We start from the raw sequence: 13,413 nt of genomic DNA on the forward strand, positions 1-13,413 counted from the left end.
CACAACAAAGCGCCAAATACCAGAGGTATTTAGCTTAAATTTGGTTATTACAAATTAGGTCGTTTTGCATAGGGTGTGTTTGTCCTTTTGCATTGTACTCACCTATAGCGCTTAAGATAAGTACAAAAGGTCAAATACTAAATTATAATAAAAAAAAGCCAATAATGCAAGTGCAAAATTGGCTTTTTGATAAATAATTAGCTGTTTTCAATATCGCTTAGGCAGCGATTGGTTGAAAACCATCTAAATTATTTAAGTTCAACGCTCGCGCCAGCTTCTTCAAGCTTCTTCTTAAGCTCTTCAGCTTCAGCTTTAGATGCGCCTTCTTTGACAGTTTGTGGAGCGCCTTCAACTAGATCTTTAGCTTCTTTTAGACCTAGGCCAGTTACTTCACGTACTACTTTAATAACAGCTACTTTCTTGTCGCCACCGCTGGTGATAACAACGTTGAAGTCGTCTTTTTCTTCAGCAGCACCGCCAGCGTCGCCGCCAGCAGCTGGAGCAGCTGCTAGTGCAGCAGCAGATACGCCGAATTTTTCTTCCATCGCAGAGATAAGCTCAACGATTTCCATTACTGATTTTTCCGCGATCGCGTCTAGGATTTGTTCGTTAGTTAGTGACATAGCAATTGTTCCTATGAAATAAAAATGTTAATTATATAAAACGAATAATTTTAAAAGTGAAAAATAAAATTATGCCGCTTCTGCTTGCAATTTGTCGCGTAGAGCAGCTAGAGTACGGGCAAGTTTGCCTGCTGCTGCTTCTTTCATTGTACCCATTAGACGTGCAATAGCTTCGTCGTAAGTAGGTAGAGTTGCAAGTTTATCGATTGATTTAGCGTCAATAAATTCGCCTTCAAAAGCTGCGCCTTTGATCTCGAACTTGTCGTTGCCCTTTGCAAATTCTTTGAACAGACGTGCTGCTGCACCTGGGTGTTCATTTGAGAATGCAATTAGAGTAGGACCAACGAATACATCGTTCATGCAAGCAAAGTTAGTGTCTTCTAGCGCGCGACGTAATAGAGTATTACGAACGATACGCATATCAACACCTGCTGCACGAGCCGCTTTACGAAGTTCGGTCATCTGTGCTACTGTTACGCCGCGAGAATCGGCAACAACAGCAGAGAGCGCACCTTTGGCAGCTTCATTTACTTCAGCAACAATTGCTTGTTTGTCTTGAAGATTTAGTGCCATGGGTTGTCTCCATATTTATTATCTGCAACTGCAAATAATAAGCAAATTTCACAAATCACAAAGTGATCTGCACCAAATACGGTGACTTGTCGTCTTACCGTCTGCGTAGGCTGATGATTTTATTCATCGATTATGTCATTGTTTGAGAACAATCAATGACACCTACGGTCTTAGACAGCACAACCCGCTGTGCTGAACTAATCAATTCTGTTTACCAATAAACTTAAATACGGGGAAATTCATTGATAAATGCGCTATTATAAGCGAAAAATACGACAAATCAAGTAAAATCTACGTTTTTCTTAGGTTTGTGTATTTCACGCTCATAAATTAGGCAGGATTATTTGTTCGCACGGTGTGGAACTGGATCGATTGCGATACCAGGGCCCATGGTGCTAGACAAAGTAATCTTCTTGATGTAGATACCTTTAGAGGTAGCTGGCTTAGCACGTTTAAGATCGTTCAACAACGCAGTGGCGTTTTGTTCGATTTGCTCGCCAGTAAAGCCTACTTGACCGATAGAAGCGTGGATGATACCAGCTTTGTCTACACGGTACTGAGCCTGACCTGCTTTGGTGTTTTTAACAGCAGTCGCTACATCAGCAGTTACTGTACCAACTTTAGGGTTTGGCATAAGACCACGTGGACCTAGGATGGTACCCAGTTGACCAACAACGCGCATCGCATCTGGAGAAGCGATTACTACGTCAAAGTCAAGGTTGCCAGCTTTGATGCTGTCAGCCAGATCTTCAAAGCCTACAACATCCGCACCAGCTTCTTTAGCAGCGTCAGCAGCAGCGCCTTGAGCGAATACAGCAACACGCTTAGTTTTGCCAGTACCTGCAGGTAGGTTGGTTGCGCCACGAACTACTTGATCAGATTTACGCGGGTCAATGCCTAGGTTGATCGCGATGTCGATAGACTCTTTGAATTTAGCCGCTGGCAAATCGTTTAGAATCGCAACCGCTTCTTCGATGGTGTATAGTTTGTTGCCATCAACTTTCTCGTTGATTAGCTTTTGACGCTTAGTTAGCTTAGCCATTACACACCCTCCACATTTAGACCCATTGAGCGTGCAGTACCTGCGATGGTACGGATTGCAGCTTCAAGTTCAGCAGCGGTCAGATCTGCCTCTTTAGTTTTTACGATTTCTTCTAGTTGCGCACGAGTCACAGTACCAACTTTATCTTTGTTAGGTACACTTGAACCTTTAGCAACACCAGCTGCTTTACGTAGTAGAACTGCCGCAGGTGGCGACTTCATTACGAAAGTGAAAGACTTATCGTTAAAAACGGTGATTACAACTGGAATTGGCAAGCCTGGTTCAAAGTTAGCAGATGCTGCGTTGAACTCTTTACAGAACGCCATGATATTAACACCTTTTTGACCCAATGCTGGACCAATTGGTGGTGATGGGTTTGCCTTACCAGCAGGCACTTGTAGCTTGATGTAGCCATCAATCTTCTTTGCCATGAAATATACTCCAATGGTGGGTAGTAACGCTAAAAATTAGCTCCCCAAGGTTATGAATTAGATTATCTAATTCGACGAAAAGCCCCGAGCAACGCTCAGAGCCAAAAAATCTATTATAGCAAGATTATACGATTTTTTCAACTTTCGTGAATTCAAGCTCAACTTCAGTTGGGCGATTGAACACACTAACAGTTAAGTGCAGCTTGGATTTGTCATAATCTACTTTCTTGACAAGTCCTTTAAAATCAGTAAATGGACCGTCAATCACAAGCACTTCCTCACCCGGCTCAAACATTGTCTTAGGACGAGGTGCATCGCTGCCTTTTTGAATACGATTCAGAATACGATCTGCTTCAACTTGAGTGATTGGCGCTGGATGCTCCGGCGTGCCCCCGATAAATCCTGTGATGTTCGGGCAGCTTCTTACGATGTGCCAAGTATCCTCATTCATGTCCATGTTAATTAGGACATAGCCAGGGAATAATTTATGTTCAACAGTGCGTTTTTTACCTTCGCGCATTTCAATGACTTCTTCGGTTGGCACCAAAACATCACCAAAAGAATCAGTAAATTCACTGCGCTTAATACGCTCGATTAGTGAGCGCTGAACTTGTTTTTCGTAACCAGAAAATGCTTGGATAATATACCAACGCATCACATCACCCCATGAATTAATTTAAAATAAAACCAATAATCTTATTAAAAATATTGTCAAGCAACCAGATGATAAAACCAATAATAATCATCGCCAAAATCACTTGCCATGTATAACGGAAAGTCTCATCTTTGCTTGGCCAAGTCACACGGCGCAATTCGATGCCCGCGTCTTTTAATAGCGTCTTAAAGGCGCGACCTTGATTGGTAAATACCAGACAAATAATAGCAAAAACAACCAAAGCAACTGTAATACCCAGCTGCACCCAAACATTATTACCTTCCGCCCAATATCTTGGCAGATATTCCGTCACCAAGGTAGCACTAATTAAAGAAACAATTGCCAATAGCCACAGAATATAGTCTTTGGCTGAGCGTCTTTTAGCAACCTCAACAACGTTTTCTTTAGAGATGGTGACAGACTGTTTTTGCTGAGCTGGACCATTTGACGCCACAGTTTCAGCTTGGGTATCAAAATTATCTTTATTATCGCTCATGCAGGAATTTGCCTTGGAGTGACCAATTTTTTTATAAAATTAAAAGAATGGTATGGAAAATATAAGATGGCAGGCGATGAGGGACTCGAACCCCCAACCCTCGGTTTTGGAGACCGATGCTCTACCAATTGAGCCAATCGCCTAAGGAGTTAAGGACTGCTATTATAGCAAATATTTTTTTAAATACAAGCATTTTTATCTTAAATCACAAACTTTTTATCGATCCCGTCGATGAGCATTAATTGAAAAATTCCCCAAACCACAAACCCCCCACCATCTCTGGCAGGGGGTTTTGACTTTGGTAAGTCGTTTGGCTTGTTTGCTGTTAAGACAATCTTATTAGATTAGTTCTTAACGTTAGCAACAACACCAGCACCTACGGTACGGCCACCTTCACGGATCGCGAAGCGTAGACCTTTGTCCATGGCGATTGGGTGGATAAGCTCAACGCTCATCTCAACGTTGTCACCAGGCATAACCATTTCAGTACCTTCTTGTAGAGTGATGGCACCAGTTACGTCAGTAGTACGGAAGTAGAACTGTGGACGATAGCCGTTTAGGAATGGCGTGTGACGACCACCTTCTTCTTTTGACAGTACGTATACTTCTGCGTCAAATTGGGTGTGCGGAGTGATTGAACCTGGCTTAGCAAGTACTTGACCACGTTGAACTTCTTCACGCTTAGTACCACGTAGTAGAATACCACAGTTCTCACCAGCACGGCCTTCGTCTAGAAGCTTACGGAACATCTCAACACCAGTACAGGTAGTCTTAGCAGTGTCTTTGATACCAACGATTTCAACTTCGTCACCAACTTTGATGATACCAGACTCAACACGGCCAGTTACAACAGTACCACGACCAGAGATTGAGAATACGTCTTCGATTGGCATTAGGAATGGACGATCGATGTCACGCTCTGGCTCAGGGATGTAGCTATCTAGAGTGCTTAGTAGCTCTAGGATAGCTGGCTCGCCATATTGACCTTGGTCGCCATTTAGACCTAGTAGTGCAGAACCTTTGATGATAGGAGTGTCATCACCAGGGAAGTCGTAGTCAGATAGAAGTTCACGCACTTCCATTTCTACTAGCTCTAGTAGTTCTTCATCATCTACTAGGTCGCACTTGTTCATGAATACCATGATGTAAGGTACGCCAACCTGACGAGATAGAAGGATGTGCTCACGAGTTTGTGGCATTGGGCCGTCAGTAGCTGCTACAACTAGGATAGCGCCGTCCATCTGTGCCGCACCAGTAATCATGTTTTTAACATAGTCGGCGTGGCCTGGGCAGTCTACGTGCGCGTAGTGACGTGCTTCAGTGTCATACTCGATGTGAGAGGTATTAATGGTAATACCACGTGCTTTTTCTTCTGGTGCTGAGTCAATTGCAGCGTAGTCCTTTGCTTCACCGCCGTGGTGCTTAGCAGCAACAGTTGCGATGGCAGCAGTCAATGTGGTTTTGCCGTGGTCAACGTGACCGATGGTACCAACGTTTACGTGTGGTTTGTTACGTTCGAACTTGGCTTTGGCCATGGGTATGTCCTCTTGTTAGAAAATTCACCTATGGGATAAACCCATAGTATCGTTCATTATAACACACTAAACCACACTTTCAAATACTAATTATCAAGACACAATTCACACTGTCAACGAACGCCACGCCCAAAAACACGCTCAGCGTCCATGCATAAAACCCTCTAAAATACAATCAACTCAAAAATCAAAAGCCGTCTCACCAAACAGACGGCTTTCTAACAAGACCAAGATTTTAAGAAAAACCAAGCCTAGATTTTTAATGAGATGAAAAGACGCTATGGCTGCCATCACGACCCAGCAACAGCACATCATATGGGTGCTTGACTCCTCGATACGCAGCACCGTCCATACCAGGTGAGCCAACCACCATGCCTGGCACCGACAGACCCACCGCATCTGCTTTTATGTCAAGCAGTCGATTGATGTCCTCGGCAGGCACATGACCTTCAATCGCATAACCATCCACAAGTGCCGTGTGGCATGAGCGATGGTGAGGAGCGATGCCTTGTTCTTGCTGCTTTTTTTGGTTACCCGTGTTGTGAGCCTTAATCACAAAACCATGATTTTGCATGTGCTTAATCCACTCATTACAGCAGCCGCAGCTGGGGTCTTTCCAAACTTCTACTGTCGTGGCGTGAGATGCTCTGGTGGTGAACAATCCTGTCAATAACACAGACATCAAAACCGCCATCCCGATGCCAATCACAGCCACTGCTTTTACATTGATGCCAAATCGTTGCATGAACACACTCCTAAAATAAAGACAACCCAAAAATTTGATAAGCCCCATTCAGACGCAGTGCTACAATCTGTCGCCTCTCTGTGCTTTACCAGCCGTTCGCATTTAAAGGCGGCTTTTGGCTCTATGAACAATCTTGCTGGGCTTTTTTGAGTATTGTACACATTTTTCATTCAAAATGCACAAAATGCAACGAATTTTTTTGCTAAAATGACCCAAAGAAAACAAAAACCCCTTGAAGCCATTGACTTCAAGGGGTATGAATATGGAGCTCTTATCGAGAATTGAACTCGAGACCTCTCCCTTACCAAGGGAGTGCTCTACCGCTGAGCTATAAGAGCGAAACTGATATATGGAGCGGGTGGCGGGAATCGAACCCGCACCATCAGCTTGGAAGGCTGAGGTTCTACCACTAAACTACACCCGCAGGGTAGTAAAAATAAGGTAGGGAAATAATGGTGGTGGGGGAAGGATTCGAACCTTCGAAGCTTTCGCGACAGAGTTACAGTCTGTTGGGTTTGACCGCTCCCCAACCCCACCAATTGGTACAGGTGTATCTTTTACTGGTCTTTTAAAAGATTAAGCCCGATAAAAGAGCTTGACCTGAAAGATTTCTTAGGAGTGGTGCCGGCTGCCGGAATCGAACTGGCGACCTACTGATTACAAGTCAGTTGCTCTACCAACTGAGCTAAGCCGGCGGTATTTCCTAAGTGGTGCGTATAATAACATAGATTTCAGATTGTGCAAGTTATTTTTTTATTAATTTTTAAATTTTTATATAAATAACTGATTTTTATCATTTTATTTTTATATATTCTATTACCCTGGCCATCATCAAATTTCTAGCTTTTATTGAACACCCTGCTCTATTTATCATATGTTATGGTTATTAGCAAAGGTAAAAAATCGTGTTATAAATAATCGCTTTTTATAGCTAACCTAAATACTTTCATTAAGGATTCATCATGAGAAAACCCCTTGCCTTGGCAGTATTGCTCAGACTGGGTCTGGCAAGCACCGCTCATTCTGCACCCATCTTACAAGTCAATGGTGACTACAGTATTGCGCAGCGCAATCACGCCAAGCATGGCTTGAAATTGATGTCAAAGCTTTTGAAGACAACATTACACGCCTTCAGCAACAGCTTGGCGACAAGAGCCAGATTTGCGCCATCATGAAAGCAGACGCCTATGGTAATGGTATTGACCTGCTTATGCCTAGCATCATCAAATTAGGTGTGCCTTGTGTTGGCATCGCCAGCAACGAAGAGACAAAAGTTGTCCGAGCTCATGGCTATCAAGTAAAATCGCCCGTGTACGCTTAGTCAGTGTAGAGGAAGTTCAGTCAGGACTTGATTATAACATCGAGGAGTTGGTTGGTGACTTAACACATGCCACAGCACTTGACAAACTGGCGCAAGAACACGGCAAAAACATTAAGGTGCACCTTGCCTTAAATTCAGGCGGCATGGACAGAAACGGCATTGACCCAGCCCATAAGCAAGGTCAAAAAGACGCGGTGGCAATCACCAAATTAAAAGGGCTTGATGTCGTTGCCATCATGACACACTATGCTGTGGAAGATGAGGATTATGTTCGTGAGCGTTTGGCGCTGTTTAAAGAACAAAGCTCGTGGCGTATCAAAAACACTAAGCTAGATCGTAGCAAACTCACCTTACACACCGCCAATTCATTCGCCACCATTGCTGTACCTGAAAGCCATCTTGACATGGTGCGTCCTGGCGGTCTTATCTACGGCGATACAATCGATGCCAAGCCTGCTTACAAGCCCATCATGAGCTTTAAGGCCAAAGTTGCCAGCGTGCAATTTTATAAAGCCGGCACAAAAGTCGGTTATGATGGTACGCACGCGCTTACCCGTCATTCTTATTTGGTGAACCTGCCCTTTGGTTACTCGGACGGTTATCGTCGTGCCTTCACCAACAAAGGCGTGGTACTCATTGGCGGCAAACGTGCCAACGTACTAAGCAAAGTGTCAATGAACACAACCATGGTGGACGTAACCGACTACGTTAACGATGTCAAAATCGGCGATGAAGTGGTCATCTACGGCTCGCAAGGCGAGGATAGAATTAGCCAAGCTGAAATTGAGGAAATCAATGATGCTCTACTGGCGGATCTATACATGATTTGGGGGCAATTCAAATCCTAGATTTATCAAAGCTGATTGATTCAAATAATTCAGAAAGTAAAAATCCCACCTTGTGTGGGATTTTGTTTACCAAGAATTATGTTATACAGAAAGGCCTTCGCATGCCATTTCCACCGCCTTGACGATTGCCAATGCTTTTTTGTTGGTTTCGTCCCACTCTGCCACAGGGTCGGAGTCCGCCACCACGCCTGCCCCTGCTTGGATATGGACTTGTCCGTCTTTTAACACAGCAGTACGAATAGCAATGGCGGCATCCATGTTGCCCGCCCAGCCCAGATAGCCCACCGCCCCACCAAACACGCTACGGCGAACAGGCTCAACCTCATCGATGATTTGCATGGCTCGGATTTTGGGAGCTCCCGACAGCGTACCTGCTGGGAATGTCGCACAGAACACGTCCAGAGCGTCCTTATCAGCCGACACCACGCCTTCTACGTTGCTTGCGATGTGCATGACTTGCGAGTAGCGTTCAATAAACATCTTATCGGTTACCTTGACCGTGCCGATGTCGCATACCTTGCCGATGTCATTACGCCCTAAGTCAATGAGCATCAGATGTTCAGCGATTTCTTTTTGGTCGGAGAGTAGCTCGGCTTCTAGTGCCAAATCTTCTGCCATGTCCACGCCACGACGGCGAGTCCCTGCCAATGGTCGCACGGTAACTTTACGCTCATCGCCCACCGTCTCAATGCGAGAGAGAATCTCAGGCGACGCCCCCACGATGTGAAACGGTTCGTCATTGGCAAGCTCGCCTTGAATGAGAAACAGATAAGGAGACGGATTTAGGTATCTCAACGCCCGATACACCGCGAGCGGGTCGCCACTGTACTCACCCGACAGGCGTTGGGCAGGGACAACTTGCATGACGTCCCCTGCCTTGATGTATTCCTTAATGCGGTTTACGTCCGTGCAGAATTTGTTTTGCCCTGTTTGCGAGACAAAATGCGGTAAGGGCTGTTTTTTGACGGTCAAATCAGGCTTGTGCGACAGCAAATTCTCAATAATATCAAGCTGTTTTACCGCTTTTTTGTAGCCGTCTTTGGCTTGTACGTCCGCATAGACCACGATAGATAGGGTATGTTCTAGGTTGTCAAATACCACGACAGACGATGATAGGGTCAGCCACATATCAGGCAGAGCCAACGGATTGGGCGAGTTTGACACACCAACAGTCGGCTCAATCACTCGTATCATGTCATAGCCAAAATAGCCCACGAGTCCGCCACTAAATGCAGGCAAATCGGGCATGACATCTTGGCTTGGGGTTTTGTACTCCGCCATAAAGGTGCGGATAAAATCAAAGGGGTCGGTGTCGTGCGTGGTCGTCTCGTCCTTGCGAGTGTCCTTTACCACCACTTTGTCGTCATGATACTGAATAGTAATGTCCGAACCCAGTCCAATCATGGAATATCTTGCCCAGCGTTCGCCCCCCACCACCGACTCAAACAAATAAGCGGACGCAAAAAATTTACGCAGATTGGCAAACACCGACACAGGGGTGGCATCGTCCATTAGGCGTTTTTTGATAAGTGGAATGTGGGTATAGCCTTGCTCAGAAAGGGTGTAAAAATCGGATAAAGATAGCATGTTTTTCCTAATTGTTATGTTAATTTTCTTATTTTATCACAAGTAACATGGCATGGTAATATCACCATAAAAATAAAAGCCTTGTCAAATGACAAGGCTTAGGATGGCGAATAAAACTATTGGATTTCTGATGACAATGTAATATCTACATTGCCTGCCACGGCTTTTGAATATGGGCAGACGTGGTGCGTTTTTTCGACAATACGAGTAAGCGTGTCAGCATCGATGTCGGTGTTTTTGGCGATGACATGGATATTGCCCGACAAAAAGAAATTATCATCGCCTTCTTTGCTTAAGTTAATAGTGACTTGTACTTCACTGTCAAAGCTTGCGCCCTCTGCTTTTTTGACCAATCCCAGTGCGCCATCAAAACACGCCCCGTAACCTACGGCAAACAGCTGTTCAGGGTTGACACCATCTTTGCCTGAGCCGGGGCTCACCAGATTAAAAGTAGTCGCGTTATCGCTTAAACTGGCGGTACCGTTTCTGGCGCCAATGGCGGTGGCGGTGGTTGAGTAGATTTGAGCCATGTCATTCTCCTTTTTGGGTGTTTTTAGGTGCTCGTTATTGACTCCATTGTAAAGATAAAATATGACAATTTCAAGAAAAACACCCGCGCCTTTACACGACTACCACAAAGCAGACAGCCACCATTGATCTATCAATGAGCCTTCTCCCAATTCTCCCCCACACCAATCTCCACAACAAGTGGCACAGCAAATTCCACGTCCCAGCCTAAGCTTTTGGCGGTATCGGTCAGTACGTTTTGCATGGCAGTTTTGATAAGCTCGCCTATCTCGTCCGCCTTATCGCTATCAACTTCAAATACCAATTCATCATGCACTTGTAGCAAAAGTTTGGCATGGTCTTTGGGTAGGATTTTATCCACGGCTATCATGGCAAGTTTGATGATTTCGGCGGCAGAGCCTTGTAGTGGGGCGTTAATGCTTGCCCGCTCCGCCCCTTGTCTTATCATGGCGTTTGATGAATTGATGTCGGGAGCGTAGAGCTTACGTCCTAAAATGGTGGTAACATAGCCTGTTGATTTGGCGTAACTTTTGGTATTTTCCATGTAGTCATGTATGGCAGGATAGCGGGCAAAATACCGCTTGATGTAGTCCTTTGCCACGCCATTTTCTACGCCCAATTGTTTGGCAAGCCCAAACACACCCATGCCGTATAGTAGCCCAAAATTCACCGCCTTTGCTGAACGTCTCTCGTTTGGCGTTACGTCTGATAGCTCCTTACCCATAATCTCGGCAGCGGTGGCGGTGTGAATGTCTAGGTTGTTTTTAAAGGCATTAATCAAACTCTCATCGCCACTAAAATGAGCCATGAGCCGCAGCTCAATCTGCGAATAATCCGCCGCCATAATCACACGCCCTGTCGGTGCGATAAAGGCTTCACGAATGAGTCGCCCTGTGTCGGTGCGAATGGGGATATTTTGTAGGTTGGAGTCTGATGACGACAGTCGCCCTGTACTCGTCAAGGCTTGGTGGTAGCTGGTATGCACTCGCCCCTGTTTGTCGGCAACTTTGGCAAGAGCGTCCGTATAGGTGCTTTTGAGCTTGGACAGACTTCTGTGTTCTAGCACCACGTCCACAAGCGGGTGGTCAATCTTGGCAAGGGTCGCCTCAGACGTGGAATATTGCCCTGTTTTGGTTTTTTTACCGCCTGATATGCCTAATTTATCAAACAAAATCTCGCCAAGCTGTTTGGGGCTTGCCACGTTAAAGCTCTCGCCTGCCAGCTCAAACGCCTTTTGTTCTAATTGACTGATTTGATTGTCAAAAGCAAGCGACAATTTACCCAAAAATTCGGTCTTTATCAAAATGCCGTCATGCTCCATTTGGGCTAAGATTTGGGCGGTGGGGATTTCTAATTTATGCAAAAGGCTATTGGCATTGGTATCTTTTTGCAAATAGTCATCAAACACACTAAACAAGCGATAAGTAATGTCCGCATCTTCACACGCATAATCGCTCGCCTTATCCATGTCCACTTTATCAAAGCTAAGCTGTTTTGCTCCTTTACCTGCCACGTCTTCAAAGGTGGTGGTATTTACGCCCAGATAGTGTCGTGCCAAATCGTCCATGTTATGCCGTGTCGCCACGCCATTGATGACATAACTGGCTAACATGGTATCCATATGCCAATTATTTAGCTCAATGCCATATTTTTTAAAAACATGACTGTCGTATTTAATGTGCTGTCCGATTTTGCCGATACTCTGATTTTCTAAAATGGGTTTTAACTCATTTAAAACAAAGTCCCTATCTAATTGATTATCAAGCAAAATATCAAAATCGCCCGTATGCCCCACAGGGATATAATAGCCTTCATAAGTAGCGGTGGCGATAGATACCCCAACCAACTCTGCCTTTTGCCAATCAATGCTGGTCGTCTCGGTATCAATGGCAAAATAAGGCACACTCTTTAATTTATCAATAAGCTTATGAAATTCATCAAGGCTATTTATGGTTTTATAAGTACCTTGTTTAATGGGTAAGGGTTTAACGGTTAATTCATCGCTGTTATCGGGCAAATTATCATCAAAAGGATTGTCTAATTCATTATCGGCATTGTCATTATTAAATAAATCATCAGTAACAGGCAACTCCGCCATTTTTAATAACGCTAACTGCTCTGCCATTTCTTTTTTAAATTCTAATGTCTTAAATAACTCATATAATGCTTTGGCACGTTTTATTTGTGTCTCTTTATTGTTGTCCAATTTTAATTCGTCAAATGAAATCGGCAGTTCTAGATTGGTAACAATCGTGGCAAGGGTGCGATTTAGAGGGATTTCGCCTTGATGTTCGTATATTTTTTGCCCAACCATCCCCTTAATGTTTGCCAAATTTGCCAAAATGCCGTCAATGTCTCCATATTCGGTAAGTAGCTTGCTTGCCGTCTTCGCCCCAACCTTAGGAATGCCTGCAATACCATCCGATGAGTCGCCCATGAGCGTGAGATAATCGGCGATTTGGGTGTTGTGTACGCCAAATTTGTCAAATACGCCCTGTACGTCCGTGATTTTGTCCTTAAAACTGTCTTCCAAAATCACACAGTCATTAACCAGCTGTGCCATGTCCTTGTCGCCTGTGGAGATGACAACAGGGTAGCCTTGCATACAGGCGTTACGGGCAAGCGTGCCGATGATGTCGTCCGCTTCAAAACCGTCAATTTTGATGAGGGAAATGCCTAATTTTTCAATCATCTCATGAATATACGGAATCTGCACTCGCAAATCATCGTCCATCGGCGGACGGTGAGCCTTATAAGCGTCCGATAATTCGTGGCGAAAGGTGGGGGCTTTGGTATCAAAAGCGACCGCCATGTGGGTAGGCTTGTATTTTTTGATGAGCTTGCCCAAGGCATTTAGCACGCCACGAGTGGCATTGGTGGGCAAGCCGTCTTGGTTGGATAAAGGAGGCAAGCCGTGAAAACAGCGAAACAGATAATACGAGCCGTCCACGAGAATGACAGGTGGTTTGGATTTATCAATGGTGGACGTGTCAAAAGTGGCAAGGTTGGGGATGTCGGTGTAGGTCATG

Annotated in this window: 13 protein-coding genes, 5 tRNA genes and 1 pseudogene; 3 read left to right on the forward strand and 16 right to left on the reverse strand. The window is 44.7% G+C overall.

Annotation, left to right across the window (positions count from 1 at the left end; all coding sequences use genetic code 11):
• Positions 1–248 precede the first annotated feature (248 nt).
• From rplL to DYD54_RS09085, 13 genes are all read right to left on the reverse strand, one after another.
• Positions 249–623, reverse strand: a complete 375-nt coding sequence (gene rplL / locus DYD54_RS09025) for a 50S ribosomal protein L7/L12 (protein WP_063514617.1) — start codon at positions 621–623, stop codon at positions 249–251.
• Between the two features lie 69 nt (positions 624–692).
• Positions 693–1,196 carry a 50S ribosomal protein L10 gene (rplJ, locus tag DYD54_RS09030; RefSeq protein ID WP_036364004.1) on the reverse strand — a complete coding sequence of 168 codons (504 nt, stop codon included), beginning with the start codon at positions 1,194–1,196 and terminating at the stop codon, positions 693–695.
• Positions 1,197–1,536: 340 nt separating this feature from the next.
• Positions 1,537–2,238 carry a 50S ribosomal protein L1 gene (gene rplA, locus DYD54_RS09035; RefSeq protein ID WP_046697142.1) on the reverse strand — a complete coding sequence of 234 codons (702 nt, stop codon included), beginning with the start codon at positions 2,236–2,238 and terminating at the stop codon, positions 1,537–1,539.
• On the reverse strand, positions 2,238–2,669 hold the full coding sequence (gene rplK, locus DYD54_RS09040) for a 50S ribosomal protein L11 (RefSeq protein WP_036364000.1): 432 nt from the start codon (positions 2,667–2,669) through the stop codon (positions 2,238–2,240). The genes rplA and rplK overlap by 1 nt, the downstream gene beginning before the upstream one ends.
• A 124-nt stretch (positions 2,670–2,793) precedes the next feature.
• Positions 2,794–3,327, reverse strand: a complete 534-nt coding sequence (gene nusG, locus DYD54_RS09045; RefSeq protein ID WP_063514618.1) for a transcription termination/antitermination protein NusG — start codon at positions 3,325–3,327, stop codon at positions 2,794–2,796.
• A gap of 13 nt (positions 3,328–3,340) precedes the next feature.
• Positions 3,341–3,820, reverse strand: a complete 480-nt coding sequence (gene secE / locus DYD54_RS09050; protein ID WP_063514619.1) for a preprotein translocase subunit SecE — start codon at positions 3,818–3,820, stop codon at positions 3,341–3,343.
• A 67-nt stretch (positions 3,821–3,887) separates the two neighbouring features.
• A tRNA-Trp gene (locus DYD54_RS09055) sits at positions 3,888–3,963 on the reverse strand.
• A 201-nt stretch (positions 3,964–4,164) separates the two neighbouring features.
• Positions 4,165–5,355, reverse strand: a complete 1,191-nt coding sequence (gene tuf / locus DYD54_RS09060) for an elongation factor Tu (protein WP_063514600.1) — start codon at positions 5,353–5,355, stop codon at positions 4,165–4,167.
• Between the two features lie 259 nt (positions 5,356–5,614).
• A complete protein-coding gene (locus DYD54_RS09065; RefSeq protein WP_167541398.1) occupies positions 5,615–6,100 on the reverse strand; it encodes a DUF411 domain-containing protein in 486 nt (161 codons plus the stop codon).
• 263 nt (positions 6,101–6,363) lie between these two features.
• Positions 6,364–6,438 (reverse strand) — tRNA-Thr (locus DYD54_RS09070).
• 12 nt (positions 6,439–6,450) lie between these two features.
• Positions 6,451–6,524: transfer RNA gene (locus DYD54_RS09075), tRNA-Gly, on the reverse strand.
• 29 nt (positions 6,525–6,553) lie between these two features.
• A tRNA-Tyr gene (locus DYD54_RS09080) sits at positions 6,554–6,637 on the reverse strand.
• A gap of 82 nt (positions 6,638–6,719) precedes the next feature.
• A tRNA-Thr gene (locus DYD54_RS09085) sits at positions 6,720–6,795 on the reverse strand.
• Between the two features lie 267 nt (positions 6,796–7,062).
• Between DYD54_RS09085 and DYD54_RS11825 the strand changes: the two genes are divergently transcribed.
• From DYD54_RS11825 to DYD54_RS11945, 3 genes and pseudogenes are all read left to right on the forward strand, one after another.
• The gene (locus DYD54_RS11825) at positions 7,063–7,275 is read left to right on the forward strand and encodes a hypothetical protein (RefSeq protein WP_228703548.1); all 213 of its coding nucleotides are present in this window, start codon (positions 7,063–7,065) and stop codon (positions 7,273–7,275) included.
• Positions 7,221–7,798: pseudogene (locus DYD54_RS11940) on the forward strand (alanine racemase); the annotation flags it as partial. The gene DYD54_RS11825 and the pseudogene DYD54_RS11940, both read left to right, overlap by 55 nt.
• Positions 7,799–7,891: 93 nt before the next feature.
• A complete protein-coding gene (locus DYD54_RS11945; protein WP_370446614.1) occupies positions 7,892–8,269 on the forward strand; it encodes an alanine racemase C-terminal domain-containing protein in 378 nt (125 codons plus the stop codon).
• An 81-nt stretch (positions 8,270–8,350) separates the two neighbouring features.
• Here the strand turns inward: DYD54_RS11945 and DYD54_RS09095 are convergent, their stop codons facing one another.
• From DYD54_RS09095 to polA, 3 genes are all read right to left on the reverse strand, one after another.
• Positions 8,351–9,856, reverse strand: a complete 1,506-nt coding sequence (locus DYD54_RS09095; protein ID WP_063514620.1) for an anthranilate synthase component I family protein — start codon at positions 9,854–9,856, stop codon at positions 8,351–8,353.
• A 116-nt stretch (positions 9,857–9,972) separates the two neighbouring features.
• Positions 9,973–10,386, reverse strand: a complete 414-nt coding sequence (locus DYD54_RS09100) for an Ohr family peroxiredoxin (protein WP_036365737.1) — start codon at positions 10,384–10,386, stop codon at positions 9,973–9,975.
• A gap of 131 nt (positions 10,387–10,517) precedes the next feature.
• A complete protein-coding gene (gene polA / locus DYD54_RS09105) occupies positions 10,518–13,412 on the reverse strand; it encodes a DNA polymerase I (RefSeq protein WP_063514621.1) in 2,895 nt (964 codons plus the stop codon).
• Between the last annotated feature and the right edge of the window lies 1 nt (position 13,413).

The organism is Moraxella ovis (genome assembly GCF_900453105.1).
GTDB classification, from domain to species: domain Bacteria; phylum Pseudomonadota; class Gammaproteobacteria; order Pseudomonadales; family Moraxellaceae; genus Moraxella; species Moraxella ovis.